The 20,269-nt window shown below is 40.1% G+C and carries 18 protein-coding genes; 14 read left to right on the top strand and 4 right to left on the bottom strand.

Going from position 1 to position 20,269, the window contains the following annotated elements; translation table 11 throughout:
• Window positions 1–53: 53 nt before the first annotated feature.
• The 3 genes from porV to AC106S_RS05970 all read left to right on the top strand — a co-directional run bounded on the left by porV (window position 54) and on the right by AC106S_RS05970 (window position 4,565).
• Window positions 54–1,217, top strand: coding sequence for a type IX secretion system outer membrane channel protein PorV (porV, locus tag AC106S_RS05960; RefSeq protein ID WP_482438168.1), 1,164 nt, complete (start codon window positions 54–56; stop codon window positions 1,215–1,217).
• Window positions 1,218–1,454: 237 nt separating this feature from the next.
• Window positions 1,455–3,713, top strand: coding sequence for an FUSC family protein (locus AC106S_RS05965; protein ID WP_482438169.1), 2,259 nt, complete (start codon window positions 1,455–1,457; stop codon window positions 3,711–3,713).
• Window positions 3,714–3,788: 75 nt separating this feature from the next.
• The gene (locus AC106S_RS05970) at window positions 3,789–4,565 is read left to right on the top strand and encodes a hypothetical protein (RefSeq protein ID WP_482438170.1); all 777 of its coding nucleotides are present in this window, start codon (window positions 3,789–3,791) and stop codon (window positions 4,563–4,565) included.
• On the opposite strand, the gene AC106S_RS05975 is transcribed toward AC106S_RS05970, so the two are convergent.
• Both AC106S_RS05975 and AC106S_RS05980 read right to left on the bottom strand, forming a co-directional pair.
• Window positions 4,500–5,114 carry a 4'-phosphopantetheinyl transferase superfamily protein gene (locus AC106S_RS05975; RefSeq protein ID WP_482438171.1) on the bottom strand — a complete coding sequence of 205 codons (615 nt, stop codon included), beginning with the start codon at window positions 5,112–5,114 and terminating at the stop codon, window positions 4,500–4,502. The two genes, AC106S_RS05970 and AC106S_RS05975, sit on opposite strands and share 66 nt — an antisense overlap.
• A gap of 171 nt (window positions 5,115–5,285) precedes the next feature.
• Complete coding sequence (locus AC106S_RS05980) at window positions 5,286–5,816, bottom strand: pyridoxamine 5'-phosphate oxidase family protein (protein WP_482438172.1); 531 nt, start codon at window positions 5,814–5,816, stop codon at window positions 5,286–5,288.
• A 167-nt stretch (window positions 5,817–5,983) separates the two neighbouring features.
• Here AC106S_RS05980 and ahcY point away from each other — a divergent pair, with 167 nt between their 5' ends.
• The 4 genes from ahcY (at window position 5,984) to AC106S_RS06000 (ending at window position 10,731) form a co-directional block, all read left to right on the top strand.
• Window positions 5,984–7,297 (top strand): adenosylhomocysteinase, encoded by a 1,314-nt coding sequence (gene ahcY / locus AC106S_RS05985; protein ID WP_482438173.1) that lies wholly within the window; start codon window positions 5,984–5,986, stop codon window positions 7,295–7,297.
• A 99-nt stretch (window positions 7,298–7,396) separates the two neighbouring features.
• Window positions 7,397–8,188, top strand: a complete 792-nt coding sequence (locus tag AC106S_RS05990; protein ID WP_482438174.1) for a hypothetical protein — start codon at window positions 7,397–7,399, stop codon at window positions 8,186–8,188.
• A 345-nt stretch (window positions 8,189–8,533) separates the two neighbouring features.
• Window positions 8,534–8,926: an inner membrane protein YiaA gene (gene yiaA / locus AC106S_RS05995; protein ID WP_062696574.1), complete on the top strand. Its 393-nt coding sequence runs from the start codon at window positions 8,534–8,536 to the stop codon at window positions 8,924–8,926.
• A 140-nt stretch (window positions 8,927–9,066) separates the two neighbouring features.
• The gene (locus tag AC106S_RS06000) at window positions 9,067–10,731 is read left to right on the top strand and encodes a BspA family leucine-rich repeat surface protein (RefSeq protein WP_482438175.1); all 1,665 of its coding nucleotides are present in this window, start codon (window positions 9,067–9,069) and stop codon (window positions 10,729–10,731) included.
• 156 nt (window positions 10,732–10,887) lie between these two features.
• On the opposite strand, the gene purE is transcribed toward AC106S_RS06000, so the two are convergent.
• A complete protein-coding gene (gene purE / locus AC106S_RS06005; RefSeq protein WP_482438176.1) occupies window positions 10,888–11,391 on the bottom strand; it encodes a 5-(carboxyamino)imidazole ribonucleotide mutase in 504 nt (167 codons plus the stop codon).
• Window positions 11,392–11,635: 244 nt separating this feature from the next.
• On the opposite strand from purE, the gene AC106S_RS06010 reads away from it, so the two are divergent.
• The 7 genes from AC106S_RS06010 to AC106S_RS06040 all read left to right on the top strand — a co-directional run bounded on the left by AC106S_RS06010 (window position 11,636) and on the right by AC106S_RS06040 (window position 19,090).
• A complete protein-coding gene (locus tag AC106S_RS06010) occupies window positions 11,636–12,559 on the top strand; it encodes a DMT family transporter (RefSeq protein ID WP_482438177.1) in 924 nt (307 codons plus the stop codon).
• A gap of 348 nt (window positions 12,560–12,907) precedes the next feature.
• Window positions 12,908–13,480, top strand: coding sequence for a hypothetical protein (locus AC106S_RS06015; protein WP_482438178.1), 573 nt, complete (start codon window positions 12,908–12,910; stop codon window positions 13,478–13,480).
• Between the two features lie 8 nt (window positions 13,481–13,488).
• Window positions 13,489–15,612 (top strand): cation:proton antiporter, encoded by a 2,124-nt coding sequence (locus AC106S_RS06020; RefSeq protein ID WP_482438179.1) that lies wholly within the window; start codon window positions 13,489–13,491, stop codon window positions 15,610–15,612.
• A gap of 25 nt (window positions 15,613–15,637) precedes the next feature.
• Complete coding sequence (locus AC106S_RS06025) at window positions 15,638–16,348, top strand: hypothetical protein (RefSeq protein ID WP_482438180.1); 711 nt, start codon at window positions 15,638–15,640, stop codon at window positions 16,346–16,348.
• 10 nt (window positions 16,349–16,358) lie between these two features.
• On the top strand, window positions 16,359–16,991 hold the full coding sequence (locus AC106S_RS06030) for a hypothetical protein (protein ID WP_482438181.1): 633 nt from the start codon (window positions 16,359–16,361) through the stop codon (window positions 16,989–16,991).
• A gap of 863 nt (window positions 16,992–17,854) precedes the next feature.
• Window positions 17,855–18,667 carry a hypothetical protein gene (locus tag AC106S_RS06035; RefSeq protein WP_482438182.1) on the top strand — a complete coding sequence of 271 codons (813 nt, stop codon included), beginning with the start codon at window positions 17,855–17,857 and terminating at the stop codon, window positions 18,665–18,667.
• A gap of 54 nt (window positions 18,668–18,721) precedes the next feature.
• Window positions 18,722–19,090 carry a hypothetical protein gene (locus AC106S_RS06040; protein WP_482438183.1) on the top strand — a complete coding sequence of 123 codons (369 nt, stop codon included), beginning with the start codon at window positions 18,722–18,724 and terminating at the stop codon, window positions 19,088–19,090.
• A gap of 54 nt (window positions 19,091–19,144) precedes the next feature.
• On the opposite strand, the gene AC106S_RS06045 is transcribed toward AC106S_RS06040, so the two are convergent.
• A complete protein-coding gene (locus tag AC106S_RS06045; RefSeq protein ID WP_482438184.1) occupies window positions 19,145–20,257 on the bottom strand; it encodes a 5-(carboxyamino)imidazole ribonucleotide synthase in 1,113 nt (370 codons plus the stop codon).
• Window positions 20,258–20,269 lie beyond the last annotated feature (12 nt).

Genomic DNA, 20,269 nt, shown 5'->3' on the forward strand with positions numbered 1-20,269 from the left:
AATACATAGATAACAATATTTATAAAAAACTGATAATATATAAAAGACAACATATGAATTTAACTACAAAACTGCTTTTGGGATTTGGTTTAAGTGCTGGTTTTCTGGGCTACTCGCAGGATTTAGGCAAGATCAATCCAGTATTAACCGGAGCTCCTTTCCTAAGGATTTCACCGGATGCAAGAGCTGGTGGTATGGGAGATCAGGGGGTTGCTACTTCACCTGATGCCTTCTCACAATTCTGGAACGCAGCGAAATATCCTTTTAGCAGAACAAGTTCTTCCATAGGTCTTAACTATACACCATACATGGGGAAACTTACCAATGATGTATTTTTACTGTATGGTGCATTCCATAAATTTCTAGGACAGGAAGAAAGATCTACCATCTCGGCCAGTATTTATTATTTTAATATGGGTGAAGTGGACCTTACCCAGTTAGTGGGTTCTGAAGTAGCATCTATGGGTACCTCAAAACCAAACGAATTCTCTATTGATGTGGCTTATGCCCTGAAGCTTTCCGACTCTTTCTCAGGAGCTGTTACCGGTAGATTTATCCGTTCAGACTTAGCCGGAGGTTTCAACACCGATACCACCCTTAAACCGGCCAACTCTTTTGCCGTTGATATTTCCGGATACTATACTTCTCCTAAATTCTCAAGTTTCGGAGGCTATGAAGGTAAAGTGAATGCAGGTTTGGCCATTCAGAATGTAGGTCCTAAACTGGATTACACAGGAAATGAAGAATCCAGATCTTACCTTCCTACTATGGCAAGATTAGGGGTTGGATATGATATGTACCTGGATGATATGAACAGAATCGGTTTAAGTGTAGAAGGTTCAAAAATTCTTGTTCCGGGATCAGAATATGTAGGTATAGATCCTAACACAAGACAGCCGAGATATGAGATTCCCAACGTAGGTCCTATTGCCGGAATCACAAAATCACTCAAAAACAAGAACAGCATCATGTACAGCGGAGCTTTGGAATATTCATATGACAATGCATTTTCTGTAAGAACCGGTTATTTCCACGAAAGTGAAGAGCAGGGAGCAAGACAGTATGCAACTGCCGGTATCGGATTAAAATACCGTTCTTTCGGATTGGATATCTCTTACCTGATCAATATGTCAAAAATCAATACTGCTTTGGATAACACCCTTCGTTTCGGTCTTACCTGGAACATTGGTGAAGAAACATCTAATGTAGATTATTAAGATATTTTTCCACATAAAAAAAGCTGTCTCATTTTTGAAACAGCTTTTTTTATGCAGAAAAGTCGATAGTGAACAGTCACTTTGCTGCGCTGTCGATTTGTAAATCAGTTCATTCACTTCTCACAGTGAAGCAAAATTCAAAATTGATAAAAATATAATGACAGACGGCCTGAAATAAGTTCATAAAAGTCTTATTTTTATAAGGCTTTTTATTTTTCCAATATTTATTTTTGCAGTATGAATTATTCAGCAGAACTTAAAAAATTCGTTACCAGCCAATATGTATATTCTGCGATCAGAATTACACTGGCCACCGTTCTGCCCTGTCTGGTTCTCGCTCATTTCGGCATTTTAAAAGAATATTTCCTGTTCCCACTGGGAACCAGTTTCGTAGCTCTTACTGACCAGCCAGGTCCTTTTATCAGAAGAAGGAATGCGCTGGCATTCGCCATCTGCTGCTTTGTATTGGTAGCGCTGATTGCCAGCCTGGTAATGAATATTAAAATTCTGGTTCTTCTTGAGATCATTGTTTTCGGGATGTTTTTCTCCCTGATTGGTGTTTACGGGCAGCGGCTGGCTGCGGTAGGTTCACTCTCTCTGGTGGTTCTTGCCATCTTTATAGACGGACACCTTACAGGAAGTGATATCCTTAAAAGTTTACTGATCTTTACCAGTGGCTGTATATGGTTCCTGCTCATATTTCTTGTGGTCACCACAATCCGTCCGTACAAACTGGCAGGTCAGATGATCGGTGAAAATTATCTTCAGCTTGCTGAATTTTTAAAGATCAAAGCCAATTATTATCAGAAGAATCCTGATTTTGATAAACTGACCACTCAGGTTATTGCCAAACAGATTGAAATCAAAAATCTTCAGGAAGAAACAAGAGAAACTGTTTTTAAGACCAGAACGATCGTTAATGAATCTACAACAACGAGCCGCCTTCTGATGCTGATGTTTCTGAATTCAATGGACCTTCATGAAAAACTGATGACCTCTGAAAGCGATTATCAGAAACTTCAGCTGAGTTTTGAAGACAGCATGATCTTAGTTAATATTCATGATTACCTCAACCTTCTGGCTGAAGAAATTACCAATATCGGGATATCCCTTCAGAGCGGAACAAGAGCAAAGCCCATGTTTAATCTGGAGCTTGAATTGAAAAATCTTAATTTTAATTATTTTGAACTAAGAAACAAACAATTATCGCCCGACAGCCTTGAAAACTTCATGATTCTGCGGCAGATCCTGATGCGCATCAACGAGATCACCAAAGAAATCAGCGAGATCTACAAAGTATTTTCCCAGAATGTAAAACTGGCCAAGAGTTTATCTACGGGACTGGATCTGAAAAAGTTCATGCCGAATGAACCGAAACTTAATTCTAAGGTTTTAAGGAATAATATTTCATTATCATCCTCCCATTTCCGTCATGCGATAAGAATTACAACAGCTTTGCTGCTTGGTTACCTTTTCTCTATGTTTGATTTTCTGGGACTGGGACATACCTATTGGATATTAATTACCATAACCGCTATTTTAAAACCGGCCTACTCCATTACCAAACAGCGGAATCTTCTCCGTCTTTACGGAACGGTTGTAGGGGCCACCATTGCGTATATCATTCTGCATTTCATTCATATTAACGGGGTCCTGTTTGCCATCCTGCTGATCAGTATGATCATGTGTTTCAGCTTTTTAAAAGGGCGTTACTTCTGGGCGGTATTATTTATGACCATTTATGTTTTTCTGAGTTTCAACTTCTTAAATCCCGGAAAAGTAAATATCATCTTCAAAGACAGGGTACTGGATACAGCCATTGCCGGAATCATTGCTTTTGCCGTGTCTTATATTGTTCTGCCTGTATGGGAGCATACCCAGAATCTTGATCTGATGAAGAAATCTGCCGCAGATAACCTCATCTATTTCCAGAGTGTAATATCCAAATTCCTGCAGGGAGATTTCGATATTGAAGATTATAAAATAAAAAGGAAAAACGCGATCATTTCACTGGCCAATCTTTCTGATAATTTTCAGCGGATGATCTCGGATCCTAAAAACCAGCAGAAAAAACTGGAAGTGGTTCATCAGTTTGTGGCTACCTCTCATCTGATTACAGCTTATACCGCCTCTCTTTCCCAATATGCTAAAAGCAAAGAACAATACCCGGAAATAGATTCCGAAAGCTGGAGCAGAAAGATTGAAGCCGAAATGCAGCAGACCTCTGCCCTGCTCAATGGAAACGACATCACCGAAACCCTCAAAATGGAAAGCCGCCTTGAACCGGAAGATTCCTCTATTGAAGATATGCTGATGAAAAGAAAAACCGAGATTGAGGAAAATGATATTATCGACCGGAGAGATCCCGACAAAATATCTCATTTAACGGAACTTAAAAATATTCATGACATTCTGGAGCTGATCTATGATGTTGCTAAAGAACAGCGGAAAGTGATTGAAAAATATAAAGCGGAGAAGGGAGATGAAGCTGAATAATTCTTTTTTAAGATTTCTTGTCTTAGGGTAATTTGTTTTTTGACTGATTATGATATTTTTAGTTAAAAATCAATCATGGAAAACTTACCTTTATATATTTCGTTTATTTTCGGGATCATCACATTAATTACTCTACTCTTGTTTCGAAGAGCAATTAAAGAGGCAGATTTAAAAATAGTAAAATCAAATACCCATATTATTTTTCCCGCACTCATCGTTTGGTTGGTTATCCAGGCCTTCTTAGCCCTGAATCATGTTTATAGCACCCATTTGAATTCTCTTCCTCCAAAAATTGTATTATTGGGTATTCTTCCACCGGTTTTTGTTATTATACTGCTTTTTAGTACAAAGAAAGGTAAATTGTTCATTGACAGCCTTCCGCTTTTATCCATTACTTATATCAATATAATAAGGTTTTTTGTAGAAATCGTACTGTATTGGTTGTTCTTACATAAAGTTATTCCGGAACTGATGACTTTTGAAGGGATAAACTTTGATATAATAGCAGGTATTACAGCACCATTTATTGCTTATTACGGAATCAGTAAATCAAAAATAAGTATAAATTTAGTTTTATGGTGGAATATCATCAGTCTGGCATTGCTGATCAACATAGTGATAATAGCTTTCTTATCTGCACCATCTCCGTTACAGAAATTAGGATTTGATCAACCCAACATAGCCATTTTATATTTTCCATTCAACTGGCTTCCTACCTTTGTTGTTCCGGTAAATTGCTTTTGGGCATTTAGTTTCAATAAGACAGTTGATCCAAAAGAAAATCAGCTATTCCTCTACAATCGTAAAGCAGTAATCATCAAAAAACTCCACCCTTGCCTTGAATTCATCTGAAAACTGATCGTCGTACACCCTGCAGCTTATTTTATGAAGGTGTTTCAGCTCAAAAGGTTTCACTTCATAATTTTTCTTCAGAGACCAGTATTTGGAATGATGGATCTTGTACATGCTTTCCTTTACACTCCAGATAATGGTATAAAACGTATCTGCTTTATCTGCCGGAATAAATCCCCTTTCATTCTCATAGGTGAATTTATCAATGACCCTCAGTATTTTCGGATTGAATTTTTCAATATCAATACCTATTTTATTTTTGGAAACAGCAATGGCTGCAAAGGGAAAAGAATGTGTGATAGAAATTTCGGCATCTTTGGGAGATAAAAAGGGTTCCCTTTCTTTGTACAGGATTTTGGAATGAGGCTTCAGACCTTTCAGAAGTTTGCGGACCATCAGGACTTCCTGAAGCTTTTTGGGGTGGTAATCCTTTACTTTTTCAGCATTTTCCGGCTCCAGAAGTTCATGAATATTCAGTTCTTCATTCTCATCATATTTCCATACAAGAATGGTGGCATTATCATCTGAAAAATCTCGGTAAAGGGGCATTGCTTTTTTATTCTGCAAAAATACGAAAAAAGGATGGGAGATGGAGGAAAAAGTGCCATTTGTCCGGACCACCAATGCAGGCTTCATCATAAAATCTGTTCAGAGACAGGTTTTTTACCAATCTCAGCAGGTATAAACTCCCTGCTTCTCTCTTCCAGCTCCCTTTCTTATTTATTTAGACTGATGGTTTGCATCGTTTCTGTGCTCCCGGATTTCCAGGTTTTCATCTACAAAATAGGCGCTTCCGAATCCGTTTACATAAGAACCTTTTACCGGCTGCAACCGGATAAGAATAAAATCTCCCATTTCAGAAATAACGTCCACTACTTTACCGTGAGCTTCTTTAAGCCCGGCAACAACTTCATTCCATATTTCAGAATCCCTTTCTGTCTGGGAAACGGCTGCTTCAACCGTTAAACGTTCGCGGGCATAGATCTGTTTCGTTGCCGATTCATCTTCAATAAACATCACTGACGCTGTTCTTCCGTCCGCCAGATTTCTGGTATGTTTTGCCATAAAAGACACCAGGATATAAAAGCTGTTACCCACCTGTACAAAAGGAGCATAGCTGGCATTGGGGTTTCCTTCCGCATCTGCCGTAGCTAAAATAACGCTCTTCGACCTGCCGATCAGCTCTTTTACTTTTGGAGCAACAGGTTTTGCTTTTCTCTGTGCATCGTTCTGTGTATTGTTATGATCCATAATATATTGATTTATCAGGTAAAAATAGTTATTTATATTAAGACTAAATAATTTTAAGCCCTGTATAATCTCATAAAATCTGTCGCCGATCTGTGTTTTTATATCTTAATTATTAATTGTAATTTTGCACTTCGTTATCACTTGAATTTAAAAACTATTCATTACATATGAGTACTACAACACAATACGTTCCTTATAAAGTTAAGGATATCTCCCTTGCAGAATGGGGAAGAAAAGAAATTACCCTTGCAGAAGCAGAAATGCCGGGTCTGATGGCTATCCGTGAAGAATACGGACCGTCTCAGCCGCTTAAAGGAGCAAGAATAGCAGGATGTCTTCACATGACGATCCAGACGGCTGTGCTTATCGAGACGCTGGTAGCCTTAGGAGCTGAAGTTACCTGGTCATCATGTAATATTTTCTCTACTCAGGATCACGCCGCCGCCGCTATCGCTGCTGCCGGAATCCCTGTTTATGCATGGAAAGGTCTGAATGCTGAAGAATTTGACTGGTGTATTGAGCAGACTTTATTCTTCGGGGAAGACAGAAAGCCACTGAATATGATCCTTGATGACGGTGGAGATTTAACGAATATGGTTTTCGACAAATACCCTGAATTCACAAAAGATATCAAAGGGCTTTCTGAAGAAACCACCACCGGAGTACACAGGCTGTACGAAAGAATGAAAAACGGAACCCTGGTAATGCCTGCCATCAACGTAAACGATTCGGTAACCAAGTCTAAATTCGACAACAAATACGGATGTAAAGAATCTGCAGTAGATGCGGTAAGAAGAGCTACGGACGTAATGCTTGCCGGAAAAAGAGTGGTAGTTTGCGGATACGGAGATGTAGGTAAAGGTACCGCTGCATCATTCAGAGGAGCCGGTTCTATCGTTACCGTTACGGAAATCGACCCGATCTGTGCACTTCAGGCTGCTATGGACGGTTATGAAGTAAAAAGACTGGATACTGTGGTAGATAACGCAGATATCATCATCACAACAACCGGTAACTTCAATATCGTAAGAGGAGAACACTTCCTTAAAATGAAAGATAAGGCTATCGTTTGTAACATTGGACACTTCGATAACGAAATCGATATGGCCTGGTTAAACAAAAACTACGGTCACACCAAATCTGAAGTGAAACCTCAGGTAGACATCTACAATGTAGAAGGAAAAGAGATCATCATCCTTGCAGAAGGAAGACTGGTAAACTTAGGATGTGCAACAGGGCACCCGAGCTTCGTAATGTCCAACTCTTTCTCTAACCAGACTCTGGCTCAGATCGAATTATGGAACAACTCTGCTGCTTACGGAAACGAAGTATACATGCTTCCTAAGCACCTGGATGAGAAAGTAGCGGCTTTACACCTTAAAAAATTAAGCGTAGAGCTTGAAACCCTTTCTCCTGAACAGGCAGAATACATCGGAGTAGACGTAAAAGGACCTTTCAAACCGGAATATTACAGATATTAAGATCCTGCAAAATATGATATTATCCCACTATTCAGAAATAGTGGGATTTTTTATGGCCCGCAGCCGTGGCATTTGCTATTTTTGCCCCTAAAAAATAATATGAAGAACTTCTTATTCCTGGGATTGATGGGCTCTGCGGCACTTTTCAGCAGCTGCAGCAGTGAAGACACCAATACACCTGAGCAAAAATTACTGTTGCATAAAATAACCACCGTTTATTACGACAATCCTACTCAGCCTGAAACTGTGGTACAGACCCTTGAATATAACAACCAGGGAGAACTCATCAAAACACATTCCGGAGAAAGAGCCACCACTTTCGAATACAACAACGGCAAACCGGTAAAAGCCAATTATTACAATGCCGCTCAGGAGCTGGAATACTATACCGTCTTCAGCTATACCGGAGATCTTCTGACCGGTATCAAAGCCGTTTATACAAATCCTAATCTAAACAGAACATCAAAATATACCTATAATTCCAACGGCCAGCTTACCTCTTCTACCCTTTGCCAGACAGAAGACTGCTCTCACCCGGATACTGTTTCCTATACCTATAATGGCGACAATATTTCGACGGAAACTTCCGTAATCGGAGGAACAATAAGTTACAGCTACAAAAGCGATTTTTCCTATGATGACAGACCCAATCCGTACACCCATATCAACAGGTACCTGAAGATCATGATGGAAAGGGCCTATACTTTAAGTAAAAACAACTATACAACAGACAGGGTAAGCTTTAAAAACAGTGACGGCAGCTGGAACCAAAGCCAGACCACCACTTACAGCATACAGTACAACAATGCGGGATTTCCCGTTCAGGTTACCGGGAAAGAAGCCAACGGAAGTCCTTCCGTTCAGTACAGCTATGAATATATAGTACAATAATATCTGATCAGGCTCTCCGGTTTCCGGGGAGTTTTTTTTCAGAAGCTGTTCCTGCTATCCGCTCATACTCCTCGCGCCACGGCTTCCCACACCATTCCCGCCGGTGTTCCGGTTCCTGCTGTGGGGTAACCGCTGCTATCAGGGCTAGGGAAACAGCCGGAATTTAAATATTTGCTCTTCTGTCAGAAAGAAATTCCCCGGTTTTAGTCAAAAATTTTCTTTTCACAGAAATAAAAAGCTTTATTCCCGTTTCGGCATTTTATCCGTATTTCTCCTATATTTCTCCCTGTTATAGCAAGGTTCATAAAAAAATGAATATATTTAACCCATCAAAAACATATTACTATGAAAAAACAAAGAGTATCGAATGCATTCGTCGCGGCATCGTGGGTAGCATTGGGAGCAGGAATGATCGGCTTTATCGTAGGTCTTGCACGGGCAGAAATGCAGCTGAATGAGAAAGGATATTACTTTACCATCCTGCTATACGGCCTGTTTGCCGTTGTTTCTCTTCAGAAAGCTGTCCGGGACAGACTGGAAAATATTCCGGTAACGGATATCTATTACGGAATCTGCTGGTTTGCTACCCTGTCCTCCATCGTATTACTGGCTATCGGACTCTGGAATGCAACCATACTTCCCAGCGAAAAAGGTTTTTATGCATTTGCATTTCTCCTTGCCCTTTTTGGCGCTATTGCCGTCCAGAAAAATACAAGAGACAATATGCTTCAGGAATAATACAGCAACTCTTCAGACCTCTGAGGAGTTTTTTTATACAGTTATGCCAATTCTCTAAAAACACCGTAATATCTTCATTTGCAATTAAAAAAAATAACATTTAATTCATTTTCACTATTTTTATCTCACAAAACCATGATATGCACAAAAAACTAATACCATTTATCTTTTTCATCCTGCTGTTTCAGGCAGTCAAAGCTCAAAACGAATTCATTACAGTCTGGAATCCCAGTCTTCCGTCTAACAGCCCCGGAAGTCCCGACAGTTCCGGGAATACCCGGATCTGGTTCCCCGGAACAGGCACAGACTATACCATCTATTGGGAAGAAATAGGCTACCCTTCCCATAATGCAACTTTAACGGATGTAACGTCCGAATATCGTGTTCTGATCGATTTCGGAACTCCCTTAAACCCTGATCCCGCCCAGGCTACCTACCGCGTAAAAATAAGCAACGGAAACGGAAGTTTCAGCAGGATAGGATTTATAGCTCCTGATTCTTCAGGCGTCAACAGTCTTGCCGGGGATAATCAGAAAATCCTGAGAATTGAACAATGGGGAAATATCAGCTGGTCCTCCATGAAAAATGCATTTTCAGAATGCAGGGCTTTAAATGTAACCGCTACGGATATTCCGGACTTTTCCAATGTAACCGACATGTCTTTTATGTTTTTAAACTGCTCCGGCCTGATTGGAAATCCCACGATGAATAGCTGGAATACTTCCCGTGTAACGAGCTTAACAGGGACTTTTTCAGGCTGTTATCTCTTCAACCAGCCTATCGGGGATTGGGATACGTCCAATGTTACCTCAATGGGAATCATGTTTCTCATGGCAATGAATTTCAATCAGCCTATCGGGAACTGGAACACTTCTAAAGTTGTGGAAACCAATGCTATGTTTCAAAATGCCCAGGCCTTCAATCAGCCTATCGGGAACTGGGATATGTCCGGCAATCTCGATGCCGAACTTATGTTTGGGAATGCTGTAAAATTTAACCAGCCGATAGGAAACTGGGATACTTCAAAAATGATTGAAATGAATTTTATGTTTCTTAATGCCAAAGCTTTCAATCAGGATCTGAGCAGCTGGGACACAGGCAATGTAAAAATGATATACGGTATGTTTTATTCCGCAGAAAATTTCAACAGTAATATTTCGGAGTGGGATGTATCCAAAGTAGTGTATATGCAGAATATGTTCAGTAATGCTAAAAAATTCAATCAGAATATTGGCAAATGGGATGTAAAGTTGGTAAAAGATATAAGCGGTATGTTTGACAATGCCACAGACTTTAACCAGAACTTAGGAAAATGGGAACTCAATTCTCTGGTGTTTGCCGGCAATATGCTGAGAAATTCAGGGCTGAACTGCCAGAATTATGATGCCACACTCTCCGGCTGGGCTCAGAACCCTTTAATTGCAGGTAATATTGATATATCATCAGCTGCTCCCCTCGTATACTCCGGCTCAGGGGCAGTAAGTGCAAGAAACTTATTAATTACCAATAAAAACTGGACTATTACCGGGGACACCTACGATGGAGAATGCTCGCCAAGACTCGGAGTTTCCGATGTAACAATCAGTCAGGAAGCAGGGATTTATCCAAATCCTGCCAGAGATATTATATACATTAAAAATTCGGATGCAAAAAGCTATACAATTTCCGATATGTCCGGCAGAACCCTGTTAAAAGGAGCATTATCAGACGGGCAGATCAACATTCAGACCCTGGTTCCGGGAAGTTATATGGTACAGCTCCAGTCCAAAGATAAGGTGCAGAACCTGAAATTCATCAAAAAATAAATCAGAAAACCCCTGCCTTCATAGAGACTGCAGGGGTTTTGCTTTTATAAGGATTTCAAAATAAACCGGTACCCCATGATACTTCGGAAAGTACAGATATACCGTTACAAAAAAACCGCCTTATCAGAAATAAAGCGGTTTTTGTATAATGAAGGGTTACAGATCGTAATGGTTGGGATGTTTCGCCTTAATATCATCTACTGTTCCCAATACTTTATCTTTCAGGGAATCCTGGTATTTCTGAAGATTTTCAGCTACTCCGGCATCGGCGCTTCCTAATATTTTGGCCGCTAAAATTCCGGCATTCAGGGCACCGTTTAACGCAACCGTTGCTACGGGAATTCCACCCGGCATCTGAAGAATAGACAATACGGAATCCCATCCGTCTATGGAATTGCTTGACAGGATAGGAACCCCGATCACAGGAAGTGTTGTACAGCTGGCGACCATTCCCGGAAGATGGGCAGCTCCGCCTGCTCCTGCAATAATTACTTTCAGACCTCTTTCTTTTGCCTTCTGCGCATAATCGAACATTCTTTCCGGTGTTCTGTGGGCAGAAACCACCGTCAGTTCATAGGGAATATCCAGACTTTTTAAAAAATTTGCGGACTGTTCCATGATTGGCAGATCGCTCTGGCTGCCCATAATAATTCCTACCATTTTCAATTTTTATTAGATGGCCAAAGATAAAGAATTTTAACCTCCTGTTAAAATTTTAGATGGAAGGTGGAAACCTGAAGATGAAAGTAAAGACATCATTTTGCTGCTCTTTATATTTATATATTAATCCCCGCACCTCATCATCTTTCATTCACTTCTCATCTGTATCACCGGAAATTATCCCAACTGTACCCGTTCTGTTTATTTTAAAACCGATAAATTTGCCTGTTATATCCTGTTTATCTTGAAAGATTACAAACTCATTTTTGCTGTTCTTACCGTTGCTATTGTATGGGGAACTACATTTTTGGCGATCCGTGTAGCGGTAGAAACAATTCCTGCCTGGTTTGTAGCGGGAATCCGGCAGTTTCTTGCTGCTGTTATAATGCTCTTTGTTCTTCTTTCAAAAAAAGAGTTCAAATGGATCGGATGGAAAAGCCTGGGCTATCAGGTTGTTTTTTCCCTGTTAATGCTGGTTGTTGCCAACGGGATGACCACCGTAGCGGAAGAAACCGTTTCCAGCAGTCTGGCATCACTTATCAGTGCATGCTCTCCTATCCTGGTTTTTCTGGGAAGTGTAGCCGTAGGCCTGCAAAAATTCAGTCTGCGGGCTTTTGCCGGAGTACTGATGTGTTTCAGCGGAATCCTTTTCATCTTCTGGGACGGTATACAGGATCTTGCCAACCCCGGTTACAGAATGGGAATGATCTTTCTTTTCTGTGCTATTTCAGGATGGGCATCAGGTACCATATTTACAAAAAAACTCAATATTCAGAGCGGAAATATCACCCTGAATCTTTTCTATCAGTTTCTGTTTGCCGGAATTGTTCAGATTGGGTTCGCTTTTCTTTTTTCAGAAAACTATAACTTCGGGAACTGGACCTTAAAAAGTATTTCGGCGATGCTCTACCTTGCTGTTTTCGGCTCCGTAGCTGCTTTTTTTGCATTTCATTATGCGCTCACCAAGATTTCTCCGGTACAGGTTTCCATCCTGGCTTATATCAACACCATTATTGCTATATTTCTCGGCTGGCTGATTATGGATGAACAGATCTCGTTTAAATTTATCATCGCTGCTGCCCTGATCATCTGCGGGGTTTTTATCATCAATTACAAACCCGGAATGTTCAGAAAAGCAAAAACAGAATCCCTGAAAGCCAACACCTGAAATCTGTCCCCCTGTATTTTAACTGCAATAATTTTTATACTTTAGATTTAAATTCAAAGATCTGCTCAATCAGCGTAATCTGCGGGAAAAACATCAATAAAAATCCTTGAAATTTGCGGGGTCAGTCGGAAATACTTTCAGTAAAACGCGACAAAATCAAAAAAAAATTCCCCCAATACTTATCTGTAATTCTTACCGATATGGCAGCCGGAAATATGATCTCTTCCATTATTCCACTAACGGCGGGCAACTGAATGAAAATCCTGCAGAATTATTTTATCTCCTGTGGAAAGCAATATTTTCCTGTTTTTATATTTTTTCTTATCTTGTATACTCCAATCCACATATATGCTTAAAAACACATTTTTTTTACTCGCCGCTGTTTGCTTTCTTCTGGTAAGCTGTGATTACAAGGAAAAGGAAAAAAACCTTACGGAAAGAGAAAAGCAACTGCTTGAAAAAGAAAAATTATTCGCACAGAAAGAATCTGAATACCAGGCGCTCCTGAAAATGAAGGACAGTATTTTTTCCAAAAAAGATTCCACGGAGATAAAAGCGGTTGTATGGCCGGAAGAAATATCAGGACCATGGAACGGAAAAGTAATCTGTACAGAATCCAATTGCAGCGATTATGTAGTGGGTGACCAGCGTACAGACCTCTGGGAATTCGATAACGACCCCACTCAGCCTGTGACCAAGATTATTAACAATAATAACCTTGTGAGACTGTATTCCGGGAAATTTGAAAACAACGAGATCAGACTTTCTTTCAAAACCGATTCTACGGCCAAAAAATATGTGGAAATGAACGTTATTCTCAATGATATTTCCGATAACAAGATCAAAGGAACACGAACCGTTACTTCCGACAACGGCTGTACCGCCAAGTTTTCCGTAGAGCTCGTACGTTCCACCAAATAAAAACACTTATGATTTTACTGAGTATACACAATCTGAGTTTTCCAATAGAAGATCCGGTATTGAAATTCCTGTTGGTACTGGTTATCATTCTTGCAGCTCCGCTGCTGCTGAATAAAATTAAAGTTCCTCACCTTCTGGGGCTTATTATTGCCGGAGCCGTCATCGGGCCTAACGGTTTCAACGTGCTTGCCAGAGACAGCAGCATTGTGGTTACCGGAACCACGGGACTTCTTTACATCATGTTCCTGGCCGGACTGGAAATTGATATGGGCGATTTCAAAAAGAACAAATGGAAAAGCCTGACTTTCGGGATTTACACCTTTACCGTTCCTTTTGTACTCGGATACCTGGGAGGATATTACATCCTCCACTTCTCCATGCTGACCTCCATTCTCTTTGCCAGCCTTTTCTCTTCCCACACGCTTATTGCCTATCCGCTGGTGAGTAAACTGGGAATTGCAAAGAATAAAGCCGTTAATATTACGGTTGGCGGAACAATGATCACAGATATTCTTGCGCTTCTGGTACTCGCCGTAATTGTAGGAATGTCACAGGGAGACGTAGGAACGGAATTCTGGCTCAGACTGTCTGTCTCCTTTATCGTATTTGCATTAATTGTTCTGATCATATTTCCCATTATCGGACGGTGGTTCTTCAAAAAAGTGGACGACAAGATCTCCCAGTATATCTTTGTACTTGTGATGATCTATCTGGCCGCCATGCTGGCTGAACTGGCCGGAGTGGAAGCCATTATCGGGGCATTTTTCGCAGGACTGGCTTTAAACAGGCTTATTCCTCATACCTCATCGCTGATGAACCGGGTGGAATTTGTAGGAAATGCAATTTTTATCCCGTTTTTCCTGATCAGCGTGGGAATGCTGATCGATTTTAAAGTATTTTTTAAAAGCTGGGAAACCCTTGAAGCAGCAGGAATCATGCTTGTTGCCTCTATCGGGGGGAAATACCTTTCGGCAGTAGCTACCCAGAAAACATTCAGGCTTTCCAAAGAAGAGGGAAAACTGATCTTCGGATTGAGTTCCGCCTCTGCTGCGGCAACGCTGGCCTCTGTAATGGTGGGTTATAATATTATCCTTTCCGAAACCGAAGCCGGAGAACCGGTAAGACTGCTGAATGAGCACGTCCTGAACGGCAGCATTCTTCTGATCCTCGTTTCATGTACCATTTCATCCTTTATCTCACTGGCAAGTGCCCAGAAAATAGCAGAAAGCGATAATGAAGATACGGTTTCCGGCAATACCCACGAAGAAGAAAATATACTTCTGGCCGTTAACCATGAAAATACCGTGGATAGAATGGTGAATCTGGGAATCCTGATCAAGGCCCACTCCAATACGGAAGATCTCTTTGCTCTGAATGTCATCAATGAAGACAAAAATGAATCTTCGGTGAAAAATGCCGAAAAACTACTCCACCAGGCCGCTGATGCTGCGGCCGCGGCTGACGTTAAAATGCAGACTTTAAAACGTTATGACAATGACGTTATCAACGGTGTGAATAATGTGATCAAAGAGCAGGATATTACCGACCTGATCATCGGGCTGGAAGATGAAAAAGGATTTTCGCCTTCTTTCGTTTATAATCTGTATAACGGGTATCTTCAGAATGATGATGTGAATGTTCTGGTATACCATGCAGCCCAGCCTCTTTCCACCATCAGGAAATATGCCGTGATGATCCCTGAAAATGCCCACAAAGAAGCCGGATTCTTCCATGCTCTTTTGAGGGTGTGGAATATTGCCAGAAATTCCGGAGCCACTATGATCTTCTATGCCCCTGAAAACATCCTGGATATTCTGCAGAAGATCATTAAAAAAGCCAATATAGAAGCCGAATTTATCATTATGAATACATGGCAGGACGGTGAGAGAACAGCCACCCGGCTGAAAGATGATGAAGCCCTGATTCTGTTCATGGCAAAAAGAGGTATGCAATCTTATATTCCTCAGATGAGACTTATTCCTGAATTATTGAACCGGTATTTGAATGATAACAATTATCTTCTGATCTTTCCGTTCTCGGAATTTGACAAAAACAGCCCGGAAATCCGTTCAGTAGGAAATCATGGTGATTTTGTGGAAATAGGAAATGTGATTCAGAAAATTTTTAAATAGTTATACTTCATTTTAAATTTAATCATTGAAAACAAAGAAAACAATACTTCTGGCAGCCGTTTTAAGCTTTCAGTATTCTTTGGCACAGTTCGCTAAAATAGCAGACCGGGACGGTTATGTGAACATCAGAAAAAGTGCAGATGCCAAGAGTGCTATTGCGGGAAAGGTTAATTCGGGAGAAATTATTTACGTCTATGACCGCGATGAAAGCAGTAAAAACTGGCTGATGGCAGATTATCCCGATAAAACCGGAAATCTGCTTTCCGGATATGTTTACCATTCCAGGGTAAGGTATATAGAATCTTTTACACCGGTACCCCGCGTTTCCGCGAATCAGCATAAAGCTGTTTTTGCATCAGAGAACATTAAAGTGGAGATTACTGCCGAACCTTTCAAGTATAAGGAGAATAAAAAGTATTTTTCTTCGAGCAGCCGGGAAATTCAGACAGAAGACCTGTACAAAGGAAAACCGGCCTGGGGTACCGATGGAACCATTCCTCAGACCCGTTATCGATCTGTTACCGCCAGAATCGGAAACCATACGGTTGAAATTCCGTCAACAGAGACAGAAAACCTCTTCAACATCAATACGGAATTTGCCGAATGCTATTTTGATGCAGAAAATGAAACGCTGTATATCAGCATGGTCAATTCGGACGGAGCCGGAGGATATGTGGTGCTTTTCCGGATAGAAAAAGGGAAATATAAAGGAAAAACAGTGATTATGCCATTCTAAAAAATAAACCATGAAAATCATCAAATTATTAATCCCGCTGTTCGCTTTTATTTTATTTTCGTGTAAAGAGAAAAAAGAACCTGTTAAAAACGGGAGTCCCGTATCTTCTGTAACAGATACTTTAGCGACAGAACAGCCCGCAGAAATGCCAGATACGGCCAATATAAAGAAAATTGAAAGTAAATCTTTTCAGGAATCGAAAATGGAGGCTGATACGTTAACTGCTGGTTTTCATTTTGAGAAATTCCCTTCAGCTAATTATAAATTCACCAAAAAAGCAAAACTGGATTTCTCTGAAGATGAAGGTTTTTATAATTTCAGAACAAGGATCAGGGAAGCTTATGCAGCGGGAACCCCCGATTTTGCCAGCTATTATATCACGGTTATTTTCGGGTGCGGAACGAGCTGTATTATGGGAATGATGATGGATGTGCGCGACGGAAAAATTTACGGGCTTCCGCTTGGAGAAGAAACCTCATGCCTGTTTGCGGATGACAGGGCTGTTTTTGATGCAGACAGCAGGCTTTTTATTGCCGGTATCTGCCGGGAATCTCCTGAAGCCGAAAGCGTCTATTACCATGCTTTTGTATGGAATGAACAGAAGAAGATTTTTGAAAAGGTGGATGAAAAAGATTTTAAATAGGCTGGGTCCGCAGGCTGGGTAATAAAATAAATTTCATCAACAGAATGTTTCCAGGATTAAAATATTGCTGTTTTTTGGAAACGCAAAACCTTATATTCTTTGTGTTTAATTTTTTGAAACGCAAAGTCTGATGATGAATGCCGTAGATTTTAGAGGGCAGAGAACAGAATCAACTCCGTTGATTCGATGAAGCGCACGTTTAGCCACAAACTTCATCAACGACAAAGTCGCCTTTCTTTACTCTCTCAAAATCAAAAAATCTCTTACATAAAACTTTGTGTTTAATTTTTGAAACGCAAAGTCTGATGATGAATGCCGTAGATTTTAGAGGGCAGAGAACAGAATCAACTCCGTTGATTTGATGAAGTGCGCGTTTTAGCCAAAAGCTTCATCAGCGACAAAGTCGCCTTTCTTTACTCTCTCAAAATCAAAAAATCTCTTACATAAAACTTTGTGTTTAATTTTTGAAACGCAAAGTCTGATGATGAATGCCATAGATTTTAGAAGGCAGAGAACAGAATCAACTCCGTTGATTCGATGAAGCGGTGGATTAGCTTTCGGCTGTTTTAATTTTTAAAATAATTGATCACAGTTCTAAAAAATTGCTGAAAATCTTCGATTTTCTTGCGCCCTAAAAACATCAGAATAATTAAAATCCTTGCAGCCTTTAGCTTTAATCCAACAAGAAAATCTGTGTAATCTGAGATCCTTTGAAAAATTTAATCTGTATCCGCAACACGCAGGGATTTAAGTACCATTGATAAAACAATACATTTAAACGCACCCATCATTGAATCTTCCCTACCATAGAAAATTTATCTTTTATCATCAATTTTTGTATTTTAGTCCACAAAAAATAACCTATGAAACAGATCGCCGGAATTCTTCTGATCATAATGTCGGTACTTATTTCTGCTCAGGAAAAAAAATATTCTGATCAGGAAATGAAACAGAAACTGGATTCCATCAAAACAGAAGGAAACCTTTTATTTTCTCTTGAAAATGCATCATGGCATTCCGGGGATCTCATCAGCCAAAACAGATCAGTACACGGGTCTGTGGGCGCTTATCTCACGTATAAAGTTCATGACACAGTAAAATCGGTTTTTCTGAACAGAGATCAAAGTCTTGTTATTGCGGAATATTCTTTTAAAAACAATGGAACAAAACCTGTAAAAGAGAATTTCCGGCAGAGAAATCTTAATGAAACGGAAGCAGGTATCAATAAAGTACGAAACACGGTCATTCCACAGCTATCCGATCCCAAATATGAGGTAGGTGTTCCTGAAGGTTATAATCTGAATGTTATTATTCTTCCGCAGAATGATAAGTATAAGGTATATTTAATTCCCGGAACCTCTCAGAATGGGATTATTCCATTTGGAAATGATTATTTATTCATTACAGACCGGGAGGGTAAAATTCTTTCACACCAAAGGTTTCACTCAAGATTAATTCCTGCAATTACCCAATTGAAAAACGGAGCTACTTCTGTCAAAGCTACCCACAGCCATTTAAGGACCAGTCCGTTTATTTCGGCTACTGATATCTGTACATTTAAGCTGTATGCACCACTGACAAAGATGGAGGAGTTTTCTGTCTATTCACCTGCACTGGGCACCTATATGACCTATAATTATAAAAAAGATTCTCTGGAGAAAACGAAGGAACCTTAAATTTGATCTTTAAAAACGAATTCTATTTATCCAAACTGCTCATTATAAAATTCAATGAAGAAGGCCATACTTATTTTTATCTCCATCATTGTACTGATCGTGATTTCCTTTACCATTTACTGGAATCTGCCGATATCCGTCACCAGACATTCTGATATTGAATACGGAAACAGCCTGATCAAAAATGTAGAAGATTATAGGAAAACACATCACAAACTGCCAGACAACAGCGATTGGAATACGCTGGAAAAACTGGGATTCAAACCTACTGACCTGGGAACTCAGCCGGATTATTATACTGATGGAACAGACTATGAAATTACTTATCCGGATAGTTTTGACGGGCCTTATCTGATCTGGAATTCCAATGAAAAGGAATGGAGCATTGATTTTCCCAAACTTTTTAAAAAGAAAAACCGTTAAAATAGAAAGAGCTGCAATGATTCATTACAGCTCTTTTATTTTTGATATGAATTGTTATTCAGCAATTACTTTTACCATTCCTTTTACTTTTACCAGTTTTTCCATCAGTTCTTCTCTGGAATCTGCAAGAACATTGATGTGGCCCATTTTCCGGCCCGGTTTGGTTTCTGTTTTGCCGTATAGATGAACGTAGGTTTCAGGCAGTCTGAGAACATCCTCCATTCCCTGATATACTGCTTTTCCGGCATGTCCTTCTGCTCCTACCAGGTTCAGCATTCCGCTGTAAGTAATAGCATCAGTATCCGCTAAAGGCAGGTTTTTCACCACTCTGTACATCTGCTCAAACTGGGAATTTGTATTTCCTTCCTGGCTCTGATGTCCTGAATTATGTAATCTTGGAGCTGTTTCATTTACCCATACTTTTCCTTCTTTATCCAGGAACAGTTCAATGGCAAAAAGCCCCGGTGAATTTACAGCATTCAGGAATTTTTCTGTAATTCCCTCGATCTGGTTCACAACATCTTCGGTCAGGAGCACCGGACAGACGTTGAAGTCCAGCAGGTTTAATTTAGGATCAGCCACCATTTCCGTTACCGGGAAAATATTGGTTTCTCCGCTTTCGTTTCGGGCAACAATTACAGAAAGTTCTTTATCGATATCTACCAGGTTTTCAATCACGGAAGGTTCTTTCCACAGATTCTGAAGATCATTTTCCGTTTTAATGACTTGTACGCCTTTTCCGTCGTAGCCACCGGTATTCATCTTCTGAACAAACGGCAGGGGCATTACGATTTTTTCATCACTGTTCCACACCGTCTGGAATTCAGGGCTTGGAATATCGTGGTTTTTATAAAATTCCTTCTGAAGGATTTTTTGCTGTATGGTTTTGATAATGGCGGCATTCGGAACTACTTTTACGCCCTGTTTTTCAAGTTCTGCAAGGGCTTCAGCGTTTACATGCTCTATTTCGATGGTCACGATCTCTTTATCTTTCCCGAAGTTCAGTACCGTTTCATAATCATTGAAATTTCCCTGGGTAAAATATGAGATATTATGGCACGGGGCATCAGAAGCCGGATCAAGCGTATAAAATTCATCATCATATTTCAATGCGCTCTGGATAAGCATTCTTCCCAGTTGGCCGCCTCCTAAAATTCCTATTTTCATTTTACTTTTATT

This window comes from Chryseobacterium sp. FR054, assembly GCF_056844565.1.